This is a genomic window from Streptomyces sp. NPDC058289 (genome assembly GCF_042880975.1).
Lineage (GTDB): Bacteria > Actinomycetota > Actinomycetes > Streptomycetales > Streptomycetaceae > Streptomyces > Streptomyces stoeckheimensis.
Window position 1 is genome coordinate 101,557 of sequence record NZ_JBHVYI010000002.1, and the last position, 22,356, is coordinate 123,912.

The 22,356-nt window shown below is 70.5% G+C and carries 18 protein-coding genes; 4 read left to right on the forward strand and 14 right to left on the reverse strand.

What is annotated here, in order from left to right:
- Window positions 1–112: 112 nt before the first annotated feature.
- From ACFVX6_RS01360 to ACFVX6_RS01370, 3 genes are all read right to left on the reverse strand, one after another.
- Window positions 113–976 (reverse strand): hypothetical protein, encoded by an 864-nt coding sequence (locus tag ACFVX6_RS01360; protein WP_389686740.1) that lies wholly within the window; start codon window positions 974–976, stop codon window positions 113–115.
- Between the two features lie 85 nt (window positions 977–1,061).
- Window positions 1,062–1,397, reverse strand: coding sequence for a hypothetical protein (locus ACFVX6_RS01365; RefSeq protein WP_389686742.1), 336 nt, complete (start codon window positions 1,395–1,397; stop codon window positions 1,062–1,064).
- Window positions 1,398–1,500: 103 nt separating this feature from the next.
- Window positions 1,501–2,076 carry a cysteine hydrolase family protein gene (locus tag ACFVX6_RS01370; protein WP_389686744.1) on the reverse strand — a complete coding sequence of 192 codons (576 nt, stop codon included), beginning with the start codon at window positions 2,074–2,076 and terminating at the stop codon, window positions 1,501–1,503.
- Between the two features lie 295 nt (window positions 2,077–2,371).
- Between ACFVX6_RS01370 and ACFVX6_RS01375 the strand changes: the two genes are divergently transcribed.
- Window positions 2,372–3,901 (forward strand): M1 family metallopeptidase, encoded by a 1,530-nt coding sequence (locus ACFVX6_RS01375; RefSeq protein ID WP_389686746.1) that lies wholly within the window; start codon window positions 2,372–2,374, stop codon window positions 3,899–3,901.
- 34 nt (window positions 3,902–3,935) lie between these two features.
- Here ACFVX6_RS01375 and ACFVX6_RS01380 read toward each other — a convergent pair whose 3' ends face one another.
- Window positions 3,936–4,796, reverse strand: a complete 861-nt coding sequence (locus ACFVX6_RS01380) for an oxygenase MpaB family protein (RefSeq protein WP_389686748.1) — start codon at window positions 4,794–4,796, stop codon at window positions 3,936–3,938.
- 306 nt (window positions 4,797–5,102) lie between these two features.
- Between ACFVX6_RS01380 and sph the strand changes: the two genes are divergently transcribed.
- Complete coding sequence (gene sph, locus ACFVX6_RS01385; RefSeq protein ID WP_389686750.1) at window positions 5,103–6,092, forward strand: sphingomyelin phosphodiesterase; 990 nt, start codon at window positions 5,103–5,105, stop codon at window positions 6,090–6,092.
- Window positions 6,093–6,212: 120 nt separating this feature from the next.
- On the opposite strand, the gene ACFVX6_RS01390 is transcribed toward sph, so the two are convergent.
- From ACFVX6_RS01390 to ACFVX6_RS01405, 4 genes are all read right to left on the reverse strand, one after another.
- On the reverse strand, window positions 6,213–7,871 hold the full coding sequence (locus ACFVX6_RS01390) for a bifunctional aspartate transaminase/aspartate 4-decarboxylase (RefSeq protein WP_389686752.1): 1,659 nt from the start codon (window positions 7,869–7,871) through the stop codon (window positions 6,213–6,215).
- A 57-nt stretch (window positions 7,872–7,928) separates the two neighbouring features.
- Window positions 7,929–9,632, reverse strand: a complete 1,704-nt coding sequence (gene aspT, locus ACFVX6_RS01395) for an aspartate-alanine antiporter (protein ID WP_389686754.1) — start codon at window positions 9,630–9,632, stop codon at window positions 7,929–7,931.
- 43 nt (window positions 9,633–9,675) lie between these two features.
- On the reverse strand, window positions 9,676–11,355 hold the full coding sequence (gene aspT, locus ACFVX6_RS01400; protein WP_389686756.1) for an aspartate-alanine antiporter: 1,680 nt from the start codon (window positions 11,353–11,355) through the stop codon (window positions 9,676–9,678).
- Window positions 11,356–11,476: 121 nt separating this feature from the next.
- Window positions 11,477–13,318: an AMP-dependent synthetase/ligase gene (locus ACFVX6_RS01405; protein ID WP_389686758.1), complete on the reverse strand. Its 1,842-nt coding sequence runs from the start codon at window positions 13,316–13,318 to the stop codon at window positions 11,477–11,479.
- 97 nt (window positions 13,319–13,415) lie between these two features.
- Here ACFVX6_RS01405 and ACFVX6_RS01410 point away from each other — a divergent pair, with 97 nt between their 5' ends.
- Together ACFVX6_RS01410 and ACFVX6_RS01415 are read left to right on the forward strand one after the other, a co-directional pair.
- Entirely contained in the window at window positions 13,416–14,192 is a 777-nt protein-coding gene (locus tag ACFVX6_RS01410) for a MerR family transcriptional regulator (RefSeq protein ID WP_389686760.1), read from the forward strand.
- Window positions 14,155–14,883, forward strand: coding sequence for a 1,4-alpha-glucan branching protein (locus ACFVX6_RS01415; protein ID WP_389686762.1), 729 nt, complete (start codon window positions 14,155–14,157; stop codon window positions 14,881–14,883). Before ACFVX6_RS01410 ends, ACFVX6_RS01415 begins: the two co-directional genes overlap by 38 nt.
- Window positions 14,884–14,902: 19 nt before the next feature.
- Here the strand turns inward: ACFVX6_RS01415 and ACFVX6_RS01420 are convergent, their stop codons facing one another.
- The 6 genes from ACFVX6_RS01420 to ACFVX6_RS01445 all read right to left on the reverse strand — a co-directional run bounded on the left by ACFVX6_RS01420 (window position 14,903) and on the right by ACFVX6_RS01445 (window position 22,276).
- Window positions 14,903–17,074: a 3-hydroxyacyl-CoA dehydrogenase NAD-binding domain-containing protein gene (locus ACFVX6_RS01420; protein ID WP_389686764.1), complete on the reverse strand. Its 2,172-nt coding sequence runs from the start codon at window positions 17,072–17,074 to the stop codon at window positions 14,903–14,905.
- Window positions 17,075–17,133: 59 nt separating this feature from the next.
- Complete coding sequence (locus ACFVX6_RS01425; RefSeq protein WP_274550410.1) at window positions 17,134–18,348, reverse strand: acetyl-CoA C-acetyltransferase; 1,215 nt, start codon at window positions 18,346–18,348, stop codon at window positions 17,134–17,136.
- 58 nt (window positions 18,349–18,406) lie between these two features.
- Window positions 18,407–19,549 (reverse strand): acyl-CoA dehydrogenase family protein, encoded by a 1,143-nt coding sequence (locus ACFVX6_RS01430; protein WP_266903184.1) that lies wholly within the window; start codon window positions 19,547–19,549, stop codon window positions 18,407–18,409.
- 11 nt (window positions 19,550–19,560) lie between these two features.
- Complete coding sequence (locus ACFVX6_RS01435; RefSeq protein WP_389686767.1) at window positions 19,561–20,586, reverse strand: LLM class F420-dependent oxidoreductase; 1,026 nt, start codon at window positions 20,584–20,586, stop codon at window positions 19,561–19,563.
- Window positions 20,586–21,746 (reverse strand): CaiB/BaiF CoA transferase family protein, encoded by a 1,161-nt coding sequence (locus ACFVX6_RS01440; protein WP_389686769.1) that lies wholly within the window; start codon window positions 21,744–21,746, stop codon window positions 20,586–20,588. The genes ACFVX6_RS01435 and ACFVX6_RS01440 overlap by 1 nt, the downstream gene beginning before the upstream one ends.
- A gap of 104 nt (window positions 21,747–21,850) precedes the next feature.
- Entirely contained in the window at window positions 21,851–22,276 is a 426-nt protein-coding gene (locus ACFVX6_RS01445; protein ID WP_389686771.1) for an MmcQ/YjbR family DNA-binding protein, read from the reverse strand.
- Window positions 22,277–22,356 lie beyond the last annotated feature (80 nt).

Consider the following 22,356-nt stretch of genomic DNA (forward strand, 5'->3'; position numbering starts at 1 on the left):
TGATGCTGGTGCGTGCTGCGTGCTGCGTGCTGCGTGCTGCGTGCTGCGTCGGAAGGCTGCCAATTGTGGCAGGTGGCGGCGGCGGACGTCGGGAGCCGGGCCCGGTCCGGTCTCAGGCCTTGCCCATGAGGTCCCCGGGGAAGGCTCCGGCGACGAAGGCCTGCACGGTGAAACCACCGCCGATCTCCGCGAGCCGGGCGACTCCGGCGGCGCCGAGGTGCTCGTACGGAGCCTCGTCCAGGCGGTCCGTCTCCGCCTCCAGCGCTTCGCGCAGCGCCGCGCCCTCGGGCGTGAGCTCGCCATCGGAGTCGAGCAGTCCGCGCTCGCGCAGTCGGCCTGCGGCCGCGTCCAGGTCGGACTGCTCCCAGCCGCGGATGTACTTGAGGTACTTCGGGGTCATGCCGTGGCCGCTGGCCGTGTGGCTGATCAGGGCCTCGACCGGGTCCAGGCCGACGGTGAGCAGGGCGACCAGGTGTCCGTCGCCGCGGTGCTCGCGCAGCAGGGTGGTGGCGTGCCACAGCTTGAGGTGCGGTTCCTCGGGTACGGGGAGGTCCGCGTGGGCCGAGTAGAGCGTACGGGCGTGCCGCGTGCAGGCTTCGGCCGCGCGCATCGCCAGCCCGGCGGCCTCGGCGACCTCCGGGGAGGCGATCGTCTCGTCGCCGAGGAGCCGGCGCAGCGTGGTGTCCACGGCCCGCAGGCGGGCGGCGAGGACCTGCGCGGGGGTGGCGGTGTCCCAGACGGCGGGCAGGTGCCGGGCGACGAGGTCGTGGCGGTAGTTGTAGAAGGTGGCCGTCACCGTGCCCGCGCCGACCGCACCCATGGCCGCGGAGCGGGAGGCGAGGTTGACGGCGTTTCGGTCGGTGATCCCGAGGGCAGCGAACTCCTTGCCGAGGTCGGGCGAGAAGTAGATGGTCGAGTGCAGCGGGTTGATCGCCCCGTGCCAACAGCTACGGGCGGCGCGCTCCGGAAGAGTCATGCGGGCAGGCTAACGACTGCTTGGTATGGAGAGAAGAGCGGGCCGCCGCACCTCTGGTGAACCGGTGACGGAGAGGGACCTTCCGCTACATGCCGGGCTCGTAGTAGCCGTCGGGCCCCTGCTGGGGCGTCCACCAGCTCATCAGCCCCCACGCCGCCAGACCGGTCGCCACCAGGGCGAGGACGATGCCAACGCCGCGGCGATGCCGGGCCACCGCGTACGCGGCCGCCGGGATCAGCAGGCCGCCGATGAGGATCAGCGGCAGGTCGACGAACAGGACGGAGAGGTCTTGGTCCTCGCTCTCGAACCCGCCGTCTAGGGAATAGGCCGCCCTCGATGCCCAGATGATCCCGCCGGTCACCACGCCCAGGCCGGCCAGGACGGCGACGACGGTCGGTATGACCTCAGCTCTGTTCCGCACGGTGTGGATCCGTTCCTCGGTGGCAGGGGCCGGAAGGCTACCCGGCCCGAGGCGCGGAAGCCCCCTCTCCGGCAAGGCCTTGTCGGAGAGGGGCGGTCCGGTGCTACTTCAGTTCGGCTCCCGTGGCGACGACGACGCCGTAGAGCTCGGTGATCGTGGCCAGGGCCCCCTGGTGGATCTGCTGCGCCGTCAGGGCGCCCGCCGGGCTTTCCAGCGCGCGCGTCGCCGAGGCGTCGGCGACGACCGTGGGAGCGTAGCCGTGCAGGAAGGCGCCCTCGGTGGTGAACAGGGTGCACATGTTGGTCATGAACCCGGCGATGATCAGGTTCTTCCGGCCGGTGGCTTCGATGATCTCGTGGAGATCGGTCCGGTGGAACCCGTTCGGGACGGACTTGGTGACGACAGCCTCGCCGGCCCGGGGGGCCACGGAGGCGTGGAGGATGCCCGGCTCGGTGTCGACGCCGTAGCCGCCGTCGCGGATGTGGACGACGGGGGCGCCGGCCTCGCGGGCCCGGGCGAGGAGCCGGGAGGCGGAGGCGAGCGCGGGTTCCCAGCCGTCGAGTTCCATGACGCCGCCGGTGTAGGTGTTCTGGTAGTCGACCAGGACCAGGACCGCGTTCTCCAAGGTCGCGGGGGTCTCGTCGAAGCCGTTGAGCTGACGCAGGGTGGTGGTGGTCATGGGGGTGCCTTCTCACGAGGGTGGGGTGGGGTGCGGCCGACGCGGGGCCACGACGTCAACGCTAGGAGGCCGCGCACGCGCGGGCAATGACGGCCGAGCCGCAGATCCGGACATCGATCCGCGCAGGCCGGGGGCGGTGCGGGGTGTCGCCGGCGTCCGGACCGGACGTGTTCCGCACGGGCGTTTTTCAGACGCATGGCGATCGTGTGACAGGAGGGGCCATGGACATGACGTGGGGTCCCGGGGGTGAATACGGTCGAACGGAAGCCACTCCCCTACCCATTTGGAGTTCAAGGTGCACCGCAAAGTCATCGCTCCGAGCGTGCTCGCCGCCTCCCTTCTGCTGGTGATCCCGGCGTCGGCGGCGAGTTCCGTTCCGGGCGCACCGGGTATCGGCGATCCCTACTACCCGGCCAGCGGCAACGGCGGGTACGAGGTGTCCCATTACGACCTGCGCCTCCAGTACCAGCCGAAGACCGACCTGCTGGAGGGCACCGCCACCCTGCTCACCACGGCCAAGCAGGACCTGTCCCGCTTCAACCTCGACTTCGGTCTGGACGTCAGCGAGATCCGGGTCAACGGGGTCAAGGCGAAGTTCGCCAAGTCGGGCACCTCGGAGCTCGAGGTCACCCCGGCCTCCCCGCTACAGCGGGGCCGGCAGTCGAGCGTGGTCGTCAAGTACGCGGGCAAGCCGTCGGAGTTCAAGGTCGACGGCTGGTCGGCCTGGCAGCGCACCCCGGACGGCGGCGTCGCAGCGCAGGAACCCGATTCGGCGGTCTGGTGGTTCCCGAGCAACGACCACCCGCTCGACAAGGCCACCTTCGACGTGTCGGTGAACGTGCCCGACGGCACCCAGGCCATCAGCAACGGCGTCCTGCAGTCGCAGAGTTCGCGCCTGGGCTGGACCCGGTACAACTGGCGCTCGAACAAGCCGCAGGCCACGTACCTCGCCACCCTGGCCATCGGCAAGTTCGACATCACCACGGACAAGACGGCGAGCGGGCTGCCGATCCTGAACGCCTACAGCCAGGACCTCGGCGACAACGCGGGCGCGGCGCGCGCCAGCGTGGAGCGGACCGGCGAGGTCGCCGAGTGGCTGGAGGGGGTCTTCGGGCCGTACCCCTTCAACGCGCTCGGCGGGTACGTGCCGAACGTGCCCAGCGGATTCGCTCTGGAGACGCAGACCCGGCCGTTCTACAGCCCCCGACAGTTCGCCAACGGTGCGAACGTGTCCGTGGTCGTGCACGAGCTGGCCCACCAGTGGTACGGGGACAGCGTGTCCGTCGACGGCTGGAAGGACATCTGGGTCAACGAGGGCTTCGCCCGCTACAGCCAGTGGCTGTGGTCGGAGAAGGAGGGCGAGGGCACCGCGCAGGAGCTCGCCGACTGGGCGTACGGGCTGCGGCCGGCCGAGGACCCGTTCTGGCAGGTCAAGCCTGGTGACCCGGGTCCGGAGAACCAGTTCCACGGAGCCGTCTACGACCGCGGCGCGATCGCCCTCCAGGCGCTGCGCAACAAGATCGGCGACGAGAAGTTCTTCCAGATCCTGAAGGGCTGGCCGACCGAGCGGGCCTACGGCAACGCCAAGGTCGGCGACTTCGTCCGCTACGCGGAGAAGGTCTCGAACCAGCCGCTCGCGCAGCTCTTCGAGACCTGGCTGTACACCCCGGGCAAGCCGGACGCCTCGGCGCTGAACACGACGAAGAAGCTGCCGGCCGCGACTCCGGGCACCCGCACCCTGCGGTCCCCGGCCGCCAAGCCGGCGGCGGAGCCGAAGTCCTGGAAGAAGATCGCCGCGACGAACACCGTGCACGACGACCACTGACCCACCACGGTACGAAGCTGCGCGCCGTCGCCCCTCAGCGGGCGGCGGCGCGTACGCGCGCCCGGGCCGCGCGGGCGATCGGGAGGTAGCGCAGGCGCTCCGGCAGGAGGGGTACGAGCAGGCGCAGGGCCGTGCTGAACCGGCGCAGGCGGCGTTCCTGGGCCGGGGTCCACTCCAGGCCGATGGCGGCGCGCGCCTCGGGCGGCATGTAGCCGGCGGTGACGAAGGCCCGGAAGTGCAGGAAGGCGGCCCGCAGGACGGGCCAGGTCAGGCGCAGCAGGATCCGGACCGGCAGCGGGCCTCCGGTGGGGCGGGGCAAGGGCGCGTCGGTGGCGAGGAGTTCGCGGGCGACCTTGGTGGGCTCGATCTCCTCGGCCAGCATCCGGTGGTAGTACGGCCAGTACTCCTCGATGGTCTGCGGCATGTCCCGGTCGTGCAGACCGAGGATGCGGCCGACCTGGAGCCACTCGCGGTAGAGCTGCCGTTCCTGGGCCGGGGTGAAGGGGCGCAGCAGGTAGCGCCCGGCGTAGAGGTAGACCGGGAAGCCGGTGGCGTGCACCCAGGCGTAGCAGGCCGGGTCGAGGGAGTGGTAGCGGCGCCCCCGGGTGTCGGTGCCCTGGATCTCCTTGTGCAGGCGGCGCACCCGGCGCCCTTCGGCCGCGGCGTCGGCTCCGCCGTACACCCACAGCTGGACGGAGCGCAGGGAGCGCTCGCCGCGGCCCCAGGGGTCGGTGCGGAAGACGGAGTGCTCGTCGACCCCGGCGCCGATGGCGGGGTGGGCGACCTGCATGGTGAAGGCGGCGGGCAGCATGAGCAGCGCGCGGACGTCTCCGGCGATGGTCCAGAGCACTCCGCCGGGCGGCGGGGGCTCGGGATCGCTTCGCTTCGTGCCCATCCTTGTGCCCCCAGGGTGTCGACCAGCCGTTCTCCCAGTATGCAGGGGGTCCCGAGGCTTCCGCCCGGCCCTGTGGATGGTGCATCCCGCGGCCATGAACCTGTCCCTCCGGACCGGGCGGTATCGACGGCTTCACCTGGACCTCTGCGCAGGACGAAGACCGCCGGCCCGGCCGAGGTCCGGCTGCGGAAACACCGAAGAAGTAGCACTGCGTCCAGAAACCCGTGTCACAGGTGTTACCGCGAAGTAACCCTGGCTGCTTGGATGGCGGAGCCGATCTTCCCCCACAGGAACGAGGGAACCTCCATGCCCCAGATCCAGCCCCGCAGGGCCCGTACCGCTGCCGCGGCCGTCGCCGCGATCGCCGTCGGATCGCTCGTGGCGACCACGGCTCCGGCCGCCACCGCCGCGGAGAGCGCCGCCACGCCGCGCCTCAGCGTCCTGTCGTACAACGCGTTCCTGATGAGCAAGAGCCTGTACCCCAACTGGGGCCAGGACCACCGGGCGGCCGAGATCCCCAAGGCCTCCTGGTACCAGGGCCACGACGTGGTCGTGGTCCAGGAGGCCTTCGACAACGCGGCCTCCGACGCGCTGAAGGCCAACTCGGCGGCGCAGTACCCGTACCAGACCCCGATCGTGGGCCGGAGCAAGAGCGGCTGGGACGCCACGGGCGGCGCCTACTCCTCCACCACCCCGGAGGACGGCGGCGTCGCGATCCTCAGCAAGTGGCCGATCGTGCGCAAGGAGCAGGTGGTCTACAAGGACGCCTGCGGCGCCGACTGGTGGTCCAACAAGGGCTTCGCCTATGTCGTGCTGAACGTGAACGGCACCAAGGTCCACGTGGTCGGCACGCACGCCCAGTCCACCGACCCCGGCTGCGGCGCGGGCGAGGCGGCGGAGATGCGCGCCCGCCAGTTCCGGAACATCGACGCGTTCCTGGACGGCAAGAACATCCCGGCGAGCGAGCAGGTCATCGTGGCGGGCGACATGAACGTCGACTCGCGCACCCCGGAGCTCGCCACCATGCTGGCCAACGCCGACCTGGCGGACTCCGACACCCGCACGGGGCACACGTACTCCTTCGACACCGCGCTGAACTCGATAGCGAAGTACCGCTACCCGACCGACCCGCGCGAGGACCTGGACTACGTGCTCTACCGCAAGGGCAACGCCCGCCCGGCGAACTGGGAGAACAACGTCGTCCTGGAGCAGTCGGCGCCCTGGACGGTCTCCAGCTGGGGCACCTCCTACACGTACACCAACCTCTCCGACCACTACCCGCTGATCGGTCGCTGACCCACCGCTGATCCGCCACACCGAAAGGGGGTGCCCGCCGCGATCCGGCGGGCACCCCCTTTCCTCCGGCCGTAGACGCCAGCCGTCAGACGTCAGACGTCAGATGTCAGCCGCCAGACGTCAGCCGTTGGCCTTCGACCGCTCCCACTCGCTCGCGTAGTCGTTGAAGATCGCCCGCAGGTGGTGGCCGATCTTCAGGTAGTCCAGGTCGTCGAGGTTGGCCAGCGAGACGCGCACCGACCACTGGGGGCCGTCGAAGCCGCCGCCGTTGAGGAGGACCACCGAGGTCTGCTCGGCGAGCCGGAACAGCGGGTCGACGGGCTCGTAGTTCTTCTCCAGGAAGTCCGCGAAGTCCTTGCCGTGGACGCGTTCCGCCTCGGCCAACAGGTCGAGCTCGATGTAGTACCCGGCCCGCTTGTCGTCCTCGGAGATCTTCATCTGGGCGCCCTCCAGCAGCAGGTCGAGCCTGCGGTGGACGATCTGCCGGATGCGCTCCTTGTACGCCTGGCCCTCGTCCAGCATGTCGAAGAGCGAGAAGAGCACCATCATCGTCTGCTGCGGCAGCGAGAGGCCGGCCGTGTGGTTGAGGGCCACCGAACGGGAGTCCGCGACGAGCCGGTCGATGAAGCGGATCTTCTCCGGCTCCAGGCTGAGGGTGCCGTAGCGCTTGGCCAGCCGGTCCTTCTGGTCCTGGGGGAAGCCCGCGACCATCTCGTCGATGACGTTGTCGTCGTGCAGCCCGATGACGCCGAGCCGCCAGCCGGTGCAGCCGTAGTGCTTGGAGTACGAGTACACGAGCAGGGTGTTGCGGGGCAGGTCGGCGGCGATCGAGCGGAAGCCGGGCACGAAGGTGCCGTACACGTCGTCCGTCACGATCAGCAGGTTGGGGTTGCTGGTGGCGACGATGTCCTTGATCTGGTTCGCCACCCGCTCGCTCAGCGCGAGCGAGGGCGGGTTGGACGGGTTGACCAGGCAGACGAGCTTCACGGAGGGGTCGGCCAGCTTGGCGACCTCCTCCTCCGGGTAGCGCCACTGGCGCACGCCGGTCTCGGCGAAGAGGCTCGCGGAGACGTTGACCACCTCGAACTCGAAGGTGTCGAGCTCGGGGATCTCGATGTACGGGGTGAACACCGGGGTCATCAGGGCGATCTTGTCGCCCTTCTTCAGGACCCCGTTCTTCATCAGCGAGTCGAAGATGTAGCACATGGCGGCGGTGCCGCCCTCGGTCGCGAACAGCGACAGCTTGTTGCCCTCCGGCGGCTTCTTGGCGAACATCTCGTCGGCGACGTAGCCGCGCACGATGTGCTCCGCGTGGGTCAGCATCCGGTCCGGGACCGGATAGTTGTCGCCCGTGATGGAGTCGGTCAGCTCGTGCACGAAGGCGTCCTTGTCGAACGGCCAGCGCGACAGGGCGTACTGGACGCAGGCGGACAGCATCTCCACGCCCGGCAGGTCAGGGTGGCGCCGCGCCCAGGAATCGAACCGCTCCCCGATGCCCTTCTTCTCCGGCATCCCGCCGAGGTTGTCGGCGGTCCACACCCGGCGGGACTCGTCCAGCGCGAAGTAGCCCAGTGCGTAGAAGGCCTCGCGCGGCCCGGTGGCGATCCAGTTCGGGTTGCCACGGCCCGCGTTGAGCATGGCGCGGGCGGTGGTGTCCTTCTGGCCCGGCTTGTCGGCCTGGGCGGCCGTGGCGAGCTGGATGAACTTGTCCTTCAGCTCGAACGGGCTGAGCTGGGCGAAGGACTGGATCTCCTCGCGACTGAAGGTGGTCTGCGGCACGGTGGCTTCCTTTGGCTAGAGGGGGCTTTGCGTCGAGGGGTGGCTCAGGGCTGTAGTTCAGTGGTTGAGGATGACGATGACGGCGCCCCAGATGGTCAGCAGCACGTTGCTGATGGCGTAGGGAATCGTGTAACCGAGCGTCGGCACCTGCGATTTGGACTGCTCGTTGACCGCGCCGATCGCCGCCGTGGTGGTCTGGCCGCCCGCGAGGACGCCCATCAGGATCGGGAAGCGGATCTTCTGCACGTGGTGGCCGACGAGGAAGCCGACCAGGAGCGGGATCAGCGTGGCGATGGCACCGAAGAGCAGGAGCCCCCAGCCGGCGGTGGCCAGCCCGCTGGTGAAGCTGGGCCCGGCGTTGATGCCGACGACCGCGACGAAGAGGCAGAGGCCGAGGGTGTCCATGAACCACTGCGCGCCGGGCGGGACGTTGCCGTACGTCGGGTACTTGCCCCGGATCCAGCCGAAGACCAGGCCCATGATCAGCGCGCCGCCCGAGGTGGACAACGAGATCGGGACCCCGCCCGCGGTGAGCGCCGGGATGCCCAGGCAGCCGCCGAGGAAGATGCCCAGGCCCACCCAGATCATGTCGGTGGCGAAGCTGGTGGGCACCGGCTTGCCGATGGCCTTGCCGGCCGGGTCGACCAGCCGCTTCGGGCCGGACAGGACCAGGGTGTCGCCGCGCTCCAGCGGGGTGGCGAGCCGGTAGGGGAACTCGGTGCCGGAGCGGTAGAGCTTGTCGATGTAGACCCCGACCATGAACGGCTCGGCGCGCAGTTCCGCGATGGTCTTGCCGAGCTGCTCCTTCTCCGAGGCGACCACGTGCAGCGTCTCGGTCTGGTAGCCGAGGAGTTCCACGTCGTCGGCCTCGGGGCCGATGTGGGTGCGGGCGTCGAAGTCGACCAGGGAGCCGCGCAGCGCGCTGACGGCGACGACGTCGCCCGCGAGCAGGGTGGTCTGCTGCGTGTGGTCGATGATCTTCCCGTCCCGGCGGACCCGGGTGAGGTAAATGCGGTGGCCCAGCGCCTTCTGCTGGTTCTCGAAGTCGTCGATGGTCCGTCCGACGAGATCGGGCCGCTGGATGGTGTAGGCCCGCAGGACGATCTCGTAGTACCCCTCGTGCAGGTCGGGGTTGTCGCTGGGAGCGTCCATCTCCTTGGCGATCTGGGCGCTCTCGGCCGCCAGGTTGCGCCGGTAGAGCCGGGGCAGCACGTTGGCCAGGAGCATCGCGCAGAGGATGGTGCCGAGGGGGTAGGTGACCGCGTAGCCGACGGCGACGAGGTTCTCCTGCTCCTTGATCTGGTCGGGCGAGAGGCCCGGCAGGTTTCCGATGGCGTCCTGGGCCACGCCGATGACGGCGGACTGGGTGAGCGCGCCGCCCAGCAGACCGGCGCTCAGGCCCGGCCCGTAGCCGAGCATCGAGGCGAACCCCCAGGAAACCAGCAGGCCGGTGACGCAGACGACGACGGCGTTGAGGACCTGCGGGAGGCCGTCCTTCTTCAGGCCGCGGAAGAACTGCGGGCCGACCTTGTAGCCGAGGGCGAAGAGGAACATCGTGAAGAAGAGGTTCTTCACGGTCCCGTCGATGGTGACCTTGAACTGGGCGCCGAGGACGAGTCCGGCGACGAGGCAGCCGGTGACGGCGCCCAACCCGATGGCCTTCCAGCGCAGCTTCCCGACGAGGAAGCCGAGCGCGACCGTGATGAAGACCAGGAGCTCGGGGTGCGGCTGGAAGATGTTCCTGTTGAGAAAGTCGATCATGTGAGGGCCGTCCGGGGTGGGTTGGAGGCGTGGCGGGGCGCCGTCAGGCGCCCAGGATCCCGACGAGGATCGGTCCGGTGAGTGGGAGCAGGAAGTTGGACAGCGCGTAGGTGATCGTGTAGCCGAGCATCGGTACCGAGCTCTGCGCCACCTGCGTGACCGAGGTGATGGCCGGTGTGGAGCACTGCTGTCCGGCGATGGCGCCGATCAGCAGCGGCTTCTCGATCTTCAGGAGCTTGCGCCCGACGAACAGCGAGATCGTGGCCGGTACGAGGACCATGGCGATCCCGGCGAACGGCAGCAGGGCCCCGTACTCCTTGAGCAGCGGCCAGGCCTGCGGGCCCGAGGTCAGACCGGTGCAGGCGATGAAGACCGCGAGCCCCATGTCCTTGATGGTGGTGGCGGCTTGCGGCGGGAAGGCGCCGAAGGTCTGCCGGCGGGAGCGGAACCAGCCGAAGAGCAGACCCGAGATCAGGCAGCCGCCGCCGGTGCCGAGCGAGAGCGGGACCCCGCCGAGGCGGACCACGAGCTGGCCGATGAGCGAGCCGACCGCGATGCCGAGACCGAGGTAGATGAAGTCGGTGGCGTCGTTCTTGGCCACCGTGCCGATCTTCTCCACGATCCGGTTCAGGCCCGAGCGGGCGCCCACGAGGGTGATGACGTCACCGCGCTGGACGACGGTGTCCGGGTTGGCGGGCAGGTGCTGCTCGCCGCGCAGTACGTCGGTCACGTACACGCCGCTGCGGGCGAACTCCGCGTGGGTGGCGCGGATCTCGTCCAGGGACTTGCCGGCGACCGAGGGGTCGGTCATGGCGACCTGGCGAGTGGCCAGCGGGGTGTCCACCCCCGGGATGCCGGGGGTCTCCGGGCCGATGGCCCGGCCCGCCGCGATGGCCTCGGAGCGGCGGCCGACGACGAGGACGAGGTCGGAGAGGGTGAGTTCGAGGTCCGGGGCGGGGGTCAGGTCCTTGGAGCCGCGCCGGACGGCCTCCACCGTGACCCCGCCGCCGAAGGCCGCCTCCAGGTTCCCGACGGTGCGTCCGTCGGCGAGGGTGACCAGGTGGGTGCGCCCGACCAGGCCGGGCAGCGCCTCGCGCTCGTCGCTCTCCAGGCCGCCGCCCGAGCCGCGCATCTTCTCCCACAGCGCGCGAGAGGCGTCCGCGAGGTTGATGCGGAGCAGCATCGGCATGATCTGGCTGGTGTAGATGACGATGGTGACGAGGCCGAAGAGGTAGCAGACCGTGTACGCGGTGGCCACGTGGCCCTGGTACGTGGAGATCTGGTCCGCGGTCAGGTCGGGGAGCTTGCCGATCGCCTCGGTGGCGGTGCCGACCACGGCGGATTCGGTGGCCGCGCCGGCAAGGATGCCGGAGGCGGTGCCGACGTCGAGGTCGAAGACCTTGGCCAGCAGGTAGGCGAGGCCGAGCACGCTGACCAGCTCGATGAAGCAGAGCGCGAAGAAGCGCATGCTCTTGCGGTTGAGGTTGGCGAAGAACTGCGGTCCGGCCATGTAGCCGAGGGCGAAGATGAAGAGCGCGAAGAAGATCGTCTTCACGTCGGCGTCGATCTCGATCTTGGCCCAGGCGCCGAGCAGCAGCGAAACGATCAGCGTGCCGCAGATGCCGCCGAGGGTGATCGGGCCGACGCGGACCTTGCCGAGGAGGTAGCCGGCCGCGAGGCAGAGGAACAGCGCGAGTTCGGGGTGGTCTTGCAGCACACCCATGGGCGGTCAGCCGCCCTTGCCGGGCGGCGTGGCGAGTTCAGGGCATATACACATTTCCTCACCCTTGCCCGGTGAGCGTCCATCCGCTCACCGGGCAGGGCCGTTCGTGTGACGTATGTTCCTACGAAGCGTCGTACGGCTCCGTGTACAGCCCCTCGATCAGCTCCGCGTACTTCTCCCGGACCACCCGGCGGCGCAATTTCAGGGACGGGGTCAGCTCCCCCGACTCCGGACCCCACTCCCCGGTCAGCAGCCGGTAGCGCTTGATCTGCTCGGTGCGGTTGAGCCGGGCGTTGGCGGCTGCGACGGCCCGGGCGATCTCCTCCCGTACGGCCGGGTGCGCGGCGAGCTCCGCGGGCGTGGCGGCCTCGATGCCGCGGGCCTGCGCCCAGGCCGGGCCGAGTTCGGGGTCCAGGACGAGGAGGGCGACCAGGTAGGAGCGGCCGTCGCCGTGCACCAGGGCCTGCCCGATCAGCGGGTGTTCCTTGACGGTGTTCTCCACGAGGGCGGGCGAGACGTTCTTCCCGTTCGAGGTGATGATCAGTTCCTTCTTGCGGTCGGTCAGCCAGAGGAACCCCGCCTCGTCGAGCCGCCCGATGTCCCCCGTCGGGAACCAGCCCTCCGCGTCGGAGGCGCTCTCCACCGAACCGTCCGGGAGGAGGTACCCGCCGAAGACCGTCTCCCCGCGCGTGAAGATCTCCCCGTCCTCGGCGATCCGCAGCTCCAGCCCCTGGATCGGGCGGCCCACGGAGCCCAGCCGGAAGCCGTCCGGGCTGTTGACGGTGCACACGCCGGAGGTCTCGGTCAGCCCCCACGCGTCCATGATGGTGATCCCCCAGCCCGCCCAGAAGCGGACCACGTCGATCGGCATCGGCGCGGTGGCGCTGGCCGTCCAGACCAGGCGGTCCAGCCCGGCCAGCGTCAGCAGCGGATCCAGCACCCGTTCCTTGGCCGCGGCGTACGAGGCTTCGAGCCCGGCCGGGACCTCCTCGCCGCGCTCCCGGTGGCCCGCCCGTTCCCGCGCCAGGTCGTTGGCGGCTTCGATGGCGCTGCGCTGCTCCTCGGGCAGCCGCCCGAGCACAGCCCGTACGGAGGCGGCCAGCTTCTCCCACACCCGGGGCACCCCGAAGAACTGCACCGGGTGCAGCTCGCGCACCGCGACCGATACGGCGGCCGGATCGGCGCACAGCCGGACGTGGGCGGCCCGCAGGAGCGGGAGGTAGATGCCGAGGATCCGCTCGGCTATGTGCGCGAAGGGCAGGTAGCAGAGGTGCTCGGCGTGCTCGGGCAGCTCGATGTGCCCGTCGAGGCGGACGGACTGGAGCACGATGTTGCGGTGGGTCAGGCGCACCCCCTTGGGGTCGCCGGTGGTGCCCGAGGTGTACACGACGGTCAGCGGGTCCTCGGAGCGGGACTCCCGCCAGGCCTTCTCGAAGGCCTCGGAGCGGTGCAGCCGGGCGCCGCCGGCGTACACCGACCCGTAGGTCGAGTGCGGGCCGGCTTCGGGGGCCTCGGCCACGACGAGCCGTTCCAGCGGGGTGCCGGGGTCGCTCAGCAGCGGCTCCCACCGGGCCAGCTCCCGGGCGCCCTCGACCACGGCGAGCCGGGCCCGGCTGTGGCGGGCTATGTGGGCGATCTGCTCGGGCGCGGAGGTCCCGTACACGGTGACGGGGACGGCGCCGAGGTGGACCAGGGCGAGGTCGGTGAGCCAGTGCTCGGGCCGGTTGCCCATCATCAGCAGGACGTGCTCGCCGCGTTCGACGCCCAGGGAGGCGTAGCCGGCGGCGAGGACGGCCACCTTGCGGCGGACGTCCGACCAGCTGAGGGTGGTCCAGGCCGTGCCGTCGGGGCCCTCGCGCCACGAGAGGGCGGGCAGGTCGCCGTGCTCTGCGGCATTGCGCGCCAGCAGGGCGGGCAGGGTGAGCTCGTCGGGAGGTGCGGGCAGTCGCAGTTTCGTGGGCATGAGCAGCTCCTTGCCGTTTCACATCGTTGGTGCGACAGCAATACTGTTGAACACGAACCGAGTCGACGCGCTGATCAGAGAGCAAGGCGGAGAGCCCATGACCACCCAGGCACCGGAGCCGGCGTCGCTGACCGTCGACGAACTGGCGGCCAGGGCGGGTGTGACCGTCCGCACCGTACGGTTCTACAGCACCCGCGGGCTTTTGCCCCCTCCCGTGATCGGACCCCGTCGGGTGGGCCAGTACGGCCCGGAGCACCTGTCCCGCCTCGCGCTCATCGAGGAGTTGCAGCACCAGGGCATGACCCTCTCCGCCATCGAGCGCTACCTCGACGCCCTGCCCGACGACCTGAGCGCGCACGATCTGGCCATCCACCGCGCGCTGGTCGCGACCTGGGCCCCGGACGCAGCGCTGGACTCCTCGCGCGCGGAACTGGAGAAGCGGGCCGGGCGCACGCTGACGGAGACCGACATCCGGCGGCTGACGGCCATGAACGTGCTGACGCCGACCCCGGAGGGCTTCCGGGTGGACGTGGGGCTGCTGCGGCTCGGGGTGGCGCTGCTCGACGTACCGATCGCCCACGAGACGATCCTGGTCGCGCGCGAGGTGCTCCTCGGGCACGCGCGGACGGCGGCGCACCAGCTGACCGCTCTGTTCCGGGACGAGGTGTGGGGGCCGTTCACGGAGGGCGAGAGCGATCCGGAGCGGGTGGAGTCGATGAAGGCGCTCTCCGCGCACATGCAGCCGATGGTGGTGCAGGCCCTGGTGACCGCGTTCCAGCGCTCGCTGAAGGAGGAATTGCGGGCTGCCTTCGTCTCGGAGCCGGTAGGTTCAGGCCATGGCGATGATCTACAAGACCACCATGAAGCCCGGTAAGACGGAGCTTCTGACTGCCTGGCTTCCGACCCGGCCGTGGTACGCGTCCACGGGCCACGCCCCCGAGCTCGACCGCTCGGGCGGGTTCCGGCTCGACGACCCGGAAGGTGAGGTCGGCATCGAGTTCATGGTGCTCACCGACCACTCGGGCGGCCGGGAAACTTCCTACCTCGTGCCGCTGACCTACCGCGGCGCCGCGCTCGACGGAGCCGGAGCCGCTCTGGTGGGCACCTCCGAGCACGGGGTGCTCGGCACCCGCTGGATCTACGACGGCGCCCACGACCCGGTGCTCGTGGGCCAGTTGCTCGCACTGATCCAGGGCCGCGCCGTGGCACAGGACCAGTGCGACAGCGGGGTGAGCGATCCCTCGGTCACCGCGTGGTACGAGGGACCCGGGCTGCCGGCGGCCCTCCAGGGGTGGCCGGAAGTCACCGACACCGCGCGGGGCACGGACGTGCGCCTGCCGGGCGCCCCGGAATCCGGCACGACGCCCGGCACGAAGCTCGGCCTGACGCCCGACCTGACGCTCTGCCTGACGCGCATCCTGCGGCCCGGGACCGACGAGCCGGCCGACGCCCCCGGGGCCGTGGGGGCCGTCGGCCGGCTCACCGCCGGCTGGACCACGCTGGACGGGGCGGCGTACCGGGGCCCGTTCGCAGAGCTGCGCACCGCCGGTCACACCGCCTCCTGATCCTGCCTCTCAGTCGCCGTCAGTCGGCGTACGTCTCCCCCCGCTCGGCCTTCTCCACCAGGGAGGCGGGCGGGGTGAATCGCTCGCCGTACTTCTCGGCCAGCTCGCGGGCACGGGCGACGAACCCGGCCGGGCCGCCCTCGTAGCCGTTGACGTACTGGATCACGCCGCCGGTCCAGGCCGGGAAGCCGATGCCCATGATGGAGCCGATGTTGGCGTCGGCGTACGAGGTCAGGACCCCCTCGTCGAAGCAGCGGACGGTGTCCAGCGCCTCGGAGAAGAGCATCCGCTCCTTCATGTCCTCGAAGGGGATCTGGTACCCCTCCTTGGTGAAGTGCTCCCGCAGTCCCGGCCAGATCCCGGCGCGCTTGCCCGCCTCGTCGTACGCGTAGAACCCGCCGCCACCGCTGCGCCCGGGGCGCCCGAACTCGTCGACCATCCGGTCGATGACGGTGTCGGCCGGGTGCTCCGGCCAGGCCCGGCCCTCGGCCTCGAAGGCCTTGCGGGTCTCGTTGCGGATCTTGCGGGGCAGCGTGAGGGTCAGCTCGTCCATGAGGGAGAGCACCTTGGCCGGGTACCCTGCCTGGGCCGCGGCCTGTTCGATGGAGGCGGGCTCGATGCCCTCGCCGACCATGGCGACACCCTCGTTGATGAACTGGCCGATGACCCGCGAGGTGAAGAACCCGCGCGAGTCGTTGACCACGATCGGGGTCTTGTTGATCTGCCGTACGAGGTCGAAGGCGCGGGCGATGGCCTCGTCGCCGGTGCGCTCGCCCTTGATGATCTCCACCAGCGGCATCTTGTCCACGGGCGAGAAGAAGTGCAGTCCGATGAAGTCGGCCGGCCGCGAAACCCCTTCCGCGAGGCCCGTGATGGGCAGCGTGGAGGTGTTGGAGCAGAGCAGCGCGTCGGGGGTCAGGAACTCCTGGATCTCCTGGAACACCTTGTGCTTGAGGGCGGTGTCCTCGAAGACGGCCTCGATGACGGCGTCGCAGCCCGCGACGTCGGCGGGATCGGCGGTCGGGGTGATCCGGGCGAGCAGCTCGGCGCGCTTGGCCTCGGTGGTGCGGCCCCGGGACAGGGCCTTGTCGAGCAGCTTCTCGGAGTACGCCTTGCCCTTGGCGGCGGCCTCGGGGGTGACGTCCTTCAGCACCACCTCGATGCCCGCGCGGGCGCAGGAGTAGGCGATGCCGGCGCCCATCATGCCGGCGCCGAGCACGGCCACCTTGGCGACCTTGCGGGGCGCCACGCCCTGCGGACGGCTACGGCCGGCGTTGACGGCCTGGAGGTCGAAGAAGAACGCCTGGATCATGTTCTTGGCGATCTGCCCGGTGACCAGCTCGGTGAAGTAGCGGGCCTCGATGGTCAGCGCGGTCTCGAAGTCCACCTGGGCGCCTTCGACGGCGCAGGCCAGGATGTTGCGCGGAGCCGGGTACGGGGCTCCGTTCAGCTGCTTCTTCAAGTTGGCCGGGAAGGCCGGGAGGTTGGCGGCGAACCGCGGGTTGGACGGCGTACCGCCAGGGATCTTGTAGCCGGGGACGTCCCACGGCTGCTTCGACTCCGGGTTCGCATCGATGAAGGCGTGCGCCTTGGCGAGCATCTCCTCGGGCGTGGCGGCGAGTTCGTGCACCAGGCCGTTGTCCAGGGCGCGCTGGGGGCTGTACTGGGTCCCCTGCAGCAGCACCTTGAGGAGCGCGTCGGCGATGCCCATCAGGCGGACGGTCCGGGTGACGCCGCCACCGGCCGGGAGCAGGCCGAGGGTGACCTCGGGCAGGCCGATCTTGGAGCCGGGCGCGTCGAGGGCCACCCGGTGGTGGGAGGCCAGGCAGATCTCGTAACCACCGCCGAGGGCGGCGCCGTTGATGGCGGCGACGACGGGCTTGCCGAGGGTCTCGATGCGCCGCAGCGAGGCCTTGATGGCGGTTCCGGTGTCGAAGGCCAGCTGTGCGTGCTCGGGGCGGAGCCGGATCATGTCCTTGAGGTCACCGCCCGCGAAGAAGGTCTTCTTGGCGGAGGTGAAGATGATGCCGCGGATGGACTCCTTCTCGGCCTCGGCGCGCTCCGCGATCGCGGCGATGGAGTCCTTGAAGGCCTGGTTCATCGTGTTGGCGGACTGGTTGGGGTCGTCGAGGACCAGGGTGACGACGCCGGTCTCGTCCTGTTCCCAGCGGATCGTGGTGGACTCGCTCATGTTCGCAACTTCCGTGTCAGGGGTGGGATCAGGGATCGGGGATCTGGGATCAGGACGAGTCAGAGGCGTTCGACGATGGTGGCGACGCCCATGCCGCCGCCGACGCAGAGGGTGACGAGGCCGTAGCGCTTGTCCTGGCGCTCCAGTTCGTCGACGACGGTGCCGAGGATCATCGCGCCGGTGGCGCCGAGCGGGTGGCCGAGCGCGATGGCGCCGCCGTTGACGTTGACCTTGTCCAGGGAGACGCCCATGTCCTTGACGAAGCGCAGCACGACGCCGGCGAAGGCCTCGTTGATCTCGATCAGGTCGATGTCGTCGATGGTCAGGCCGGCCTTGGCGAGGGCCTTGCGGGTGGCCGGGGCGGGGCCGGTGAGCATGATGGTGGGCTCGGAGCCGGAGACGGCGGCCGAGACGATCCGGGCGCGCGGGGTGAGTCCGTTGCGCTCTCCCGCCTCGCGGGAGCCGATCGCGACGAGGGAGGCGCCGTCGACGATGCCGGAGGAGTTGCCCGCGTGGTGGACGTGGTCGATCTTCTCGACCCAGTGGTACTTCTGCAGGGCGACGGCGTCGAAGCCGCCGAGTTCGCCGATGTCCGCGAAGGAGGGCTTCAGCCGGGCGAGGGTGTCGGCGGTGGTGCCGGGGCGGACGAACTCGTCGTGGTCCAGGACCACCAGGCCGTTGCGGTCGGTGACCGGGACGATCGACTTGGCGAAGCGGCCGTCCTTGATGGCGGCGGCGGCCCGCTCCTGGGACAGGGAGGCGTACTCGTCCACGTCACGGCGGGAGAACCCCTCGATCGTGGCGATCAGGTCGGCGCCGATGCCCTGCGGGACGAAGTCGGTGTCCCAGCCCGTCATCGGGTCGTTGAACCAGGCTCCGCCGTCCGAGGCCATCGGGACGCGGGACATCGACTCCACGCCGCCCGCGAGGACGAGGTCCTCCCAGCCGGAACGGACCTTCGCCGCAGCCATGTTGACGGCTTCGAGGCCCGAGGCGCAGAAGCGGTTCTCCTGGACTCCGGCGACGGTGTCCGGCAGCCCGGCGGCGATCGCCGCGATCCGGGCGATGTCGGAGCCCTGGTCGCCGACCGGGCTGACGACGCCGAGCACGATGTCGTCGATGGTGCCGGGGTCCAGGCCGGGGTTGCGCTCGCGCAGGGCGTGGATGAGGCCGACGACCAGGTCGATCGGCTTGGTTCCGTGCAGGGAGCCATTGGCCTTGCCTCGGCCGCGCGGCGTGCGGATCGCGTCGTATACGTACGCTTCGGTGCTCACTGGTCAAGCCTTTCGGGGGTGCGGAGGCGTGGGGAGGGGCAAAGGAATCAAGAGGAGGTCAGGCCAGCAGGGAACGCCCGATGATCTCCTTCATGATCTCGGTCGTGCCGCCGTAGATGGTCTGGATGCGGCCGTCGGTGAAGGCCCGCGCGACCCGGTACTCGGTCATGTATCCGTATCCGCCGTGCAACTGCAGACAGCGGTCGGCGACCCGCTTCTGGAGTTCGGTGGCCCACCACTTCGCCATCGAGGCGTGGACGTGGTCCAGCTCCCCGTTGGAGTGGTCGGTGATACAGCGGTCGAGGAAGGTACGGGTGACCGCGCACTCGGTGGCCATCTCCGCGATCTCGAAGCGGACGTGCTGGAGCTTGGAGAGCGGCCGGCCGAAGGCCTCGCGCTCCTTCACGTACTGCGTGGTGATCTCCAGCAGGTACTCGGCGGCGGCGATGCCGGCCATCGCGATGCCCATCCGCTCCTGCGCGAGGTTGGTCATCAGGTGGACGAAGGCGCCGTTCAGCTCGCCGAGCAGGTTCTCCTTGGGGACGCGCACGTCGTTGAAGAACAGCTCGGCGGTGTCCTGCGCCTTCTGGCCGATCTTGTCGAGGTTGCGGCCGCGCTCGAAGCCCTCCGTGCCGCGCTCCACGACCAGCAGCGACATCCCGTGCGCCCCGCCCTCGGGGGTGGTCTTCGCGACCACGATCACCAGGTCGGCGAGGATGCCGTTGGAGATGAAGGTCTTGGAGCCGTTGAGCACCCAGTGGTCGCCGGCGTCCTCGGCGGTGGTCCGGATGCCCTGGAGGTCGGAGCCCGCGCCCGGCTCGGTCATCGCGATGGCGGTGATGATCTCGCCGGAGCAGAAGCCGGGCAGCCAGCGGCGCTTCTGCTCCTCGGTGGCCAGCGAGGTCAGGTACGGCCCGATGATGTCGTTGTGCAGGCCGATGGCGAGCCCGGCGGCGCCCGCCCGGGTGAACTCCTCGGCGATCACCGCCGCGTAGCGGAAGTCGGTGTTCCCGCCGCCCCCGTACTCCTCGGGGACGGCCAGGCCGAGCAGCCCCTGCCGGCCGGCGGCCCGCCAGGCCTCGCGGCTGACGATCCCGTCCTTCTCCCACTGCTCGTAGTGCGGCAGCACCTCCTTGGTGAGGAAGGTGCGGACGGTCTCGCGGAACGCCTCGTGGTCGGCGTCGAAGAGCTGGCGCTTCATCAGACGGCTCCTTACAGCCAGTTCTTCACGGTTTCGATGAGCCGGGCAGGCTCGGGACCCACGGGCGTGACGTTGAGCATGGTCACCCCGGCAGCCCGGAAGGCCTCGACGCGCTCGCGCACGTAACCCTCGGGCCCGCACAGCGTGGTGAGCTCGCACAGCTCGTCCGGTACGGCGGCCGCGGCGTCGCGCTTGTGCCCGGAGAGGTAGAGCTCCTGGATCTTCCGGGCCTCCTCCTCGTACCCGTAGGCGACGGCCAGGTCGTTGTAGAAGTTCTTGCCGACCGCGCCCATGCCGCCGACGTACAGGGCGATCTGCGGCCGCGCGAGGTCCCGTACGACCGCGGCGTCCTCGCCGATGGCGAGCAGTCCGCCCGCCGCGACCTGGAGCGGGCCGAGCTCGGGCGCGCGCAGGGCCGCGCCTTCGGCGAGGGCGCTCCCCCACACCGCGTCGGCCTTCTCCGGCACGAAGAGGGTGGGCAGCCAGCCGTCTGCGATCTCGGCCGTCATCCGCACGTTGGCCGGTCCCAGCGAGGCCACGTAGACCGGAATGTCCGGGCGGACCGGCCGGGTCAGCATCTTCAGCGGCTTGCCGTGCCGGCCGCCCTTCTCCGGCGGCAGCGGCATGTCGGTGATGCCGTGGTGGTCGATGGTCTCGCGGCGCCAGATGCGCCGGCACAGCTCGACCGTCTCGCGGGTCCGGCCGATGGGCTTGTCGTACGGCTTTCCGTGCCAGCCCTCGACCACCTGCGGGCCCGACGCCCCGAGGCCGAGCATCGCCCGGCCGCCGGACATCGCGTCCAGGCCCGCCGCGGTCTGGGCGATGAGGGCGGGGGTCCGCGAGTAGACGTTGAGGATGGCCGAGCCGATCTTCATCCGCTCGGTCCGGGCGGCCAGGTATCCCATGATCGTCGGGGCGTCGAAGCCCCAGGCCTCGGCCACCCACACCGCGTCGAGCCCGGCCGCCTCCAGCTCCGCGGCCGCGTCGGCGGCGCGGCGCGGGTCCGCGGCGTAGTCCAGCATCATCGAGAGTTCCATCAGGCGTCCTTCTCCATCAGCCCCGGTACGCCCCAGTCGGCCGCCACCGACTCCGTGTGCGCGCCCGGCAGCGCGGGTCCCCCCACCGCGGTGGCCGGGGTCGCGGAGAAGCGGGGCGCGGGGGCCGGCTGGGTGATGCCGGCGGCCTCGACGAAGGTGCCGCGGGCGGCCAGGTGCGGGTGGTGCGGGGCCTCGCGCAGCGAGAGCACGGGCGCCACGCAGGCGTCGGTGCCCCCGAAGACGGCCGTCCACTCCTCGCGGGTACGGGACTTGAAGCGCGCGGCGACGGCCTCGCGGAGCTCGCCCCAGCGGGCCAGGTCCTTGCGGGCGGGGGCCTCGTCCTTGATGCCGAGGAGCTCCACGAAGGTGTCGTAGAACTGCTGCTCCAGCGCGCCGACGGCCATGTAGCCGCCGTCGGAGGTCTCGTAGCTGCCGTAGAAGGGGCAGCCGCCGTCGAGGAGGTTGGCCCCGCGCCGGTCCTGCCAGCCGCCGGCCGCCATCATCCCGTGGATCATGGCGGTGAGGTGCGCGGTCCCGTCGACGATGGCCGCGTCGACGACCTGGCCCGTACCGCCGGGGGTGCGGGCGTGCTGGAGGGCGGCGAGGACGCCGATGACGAGGTAGAGCGAGCCGCCCGCGTAGTCACCGACCAGGTTGGCGGGGACGGCCGGGGGTTCGCCCGGGTTGCCGATCATGCCGAGGGCGCCGGTGACGGCGATGTACGCGATGTCGTGCCCGGCGGTGTGGGCGAGCGGGCCGTCCTGGCCCCAGCCGGTCATCCGGCCGTACACGAGCCGGGGGTTGCGGGCGTGGCAGTCGGCCGGGCCCACGCCGAGCCGTTCGGCGACCCCGGGGCGGAAGCCCTCGATGAGCACGTCGGCGCGCTCGACCAGGTCCAGGACGCGGGCCGGGCCGTCGGCGGACTTCAGGTCGACGAGGACGGAACGCTTGTTGCGGTTGGTGATGTCGTAGGCCGGGTTCACGGCCAGCCCGCCGCCGCCGGGCCGGTCCACCCGCACCACGTCGGCTCCCAGGTCGGCGAGGAGCATGGCGGCGAACGGGCCCGGCCCGATGCCCGCCAGCTCGACGACGCGCACGCCCGCGAGCGGGCCCCCGCCGCTCCCCGGCACGTTCCCCGCCGCGTTCCCTGTCACTGCCATCGAGCCCCCAGCATCCGGTGGCACCACTGCCGCCACTGTGTGACACAACCGATGTAACACCAGTGATGCTAGGAACCTGTTCCACTGAGCACAAGAGCAAGCGCTTAGCCGGTTGCGGTGTTTCCCCCGACTCCGGGTCCGGCGGTGCGCGCGTCGAGCTCCTTGAGATCCCGCTTGAGCGCGACGGTCCGGTAGCTCTCCTCCACCCACTCGCACAGCACCTCGGCGGAGGGCGCCCCCTTCTCCCCCAGCGGCACGGAGACCCAGCCGGCCTTCCCCAGCCCGTATCCGGTCGGCTCCGCGCCCGGCGCGGTCATGGCGTGGCCGTGCAGCGCCTCGTCCTTGAGCTTCACGGAGATCCCGGGCGACGGGCCGTCGGTGTTCCCCAGGAAGACGAAGATCTTCTTGTTGACCTTCACGACGCAGTCCTCAGGACCCCACGGGAACTCCTCGCGAGCCTGGGGCAGCCCCAGGGCGAACTCCCGTACCGCTTCCCACTTGCGTACCCCAGCCTTCACGCGGACCTCCACTCACCGCGGGCCTCACCCGCTCGCACGGACCGTTCTTTCCTTACGTCTTTCCTCACGCTAGACCGGTCGGCCGCGAGGAT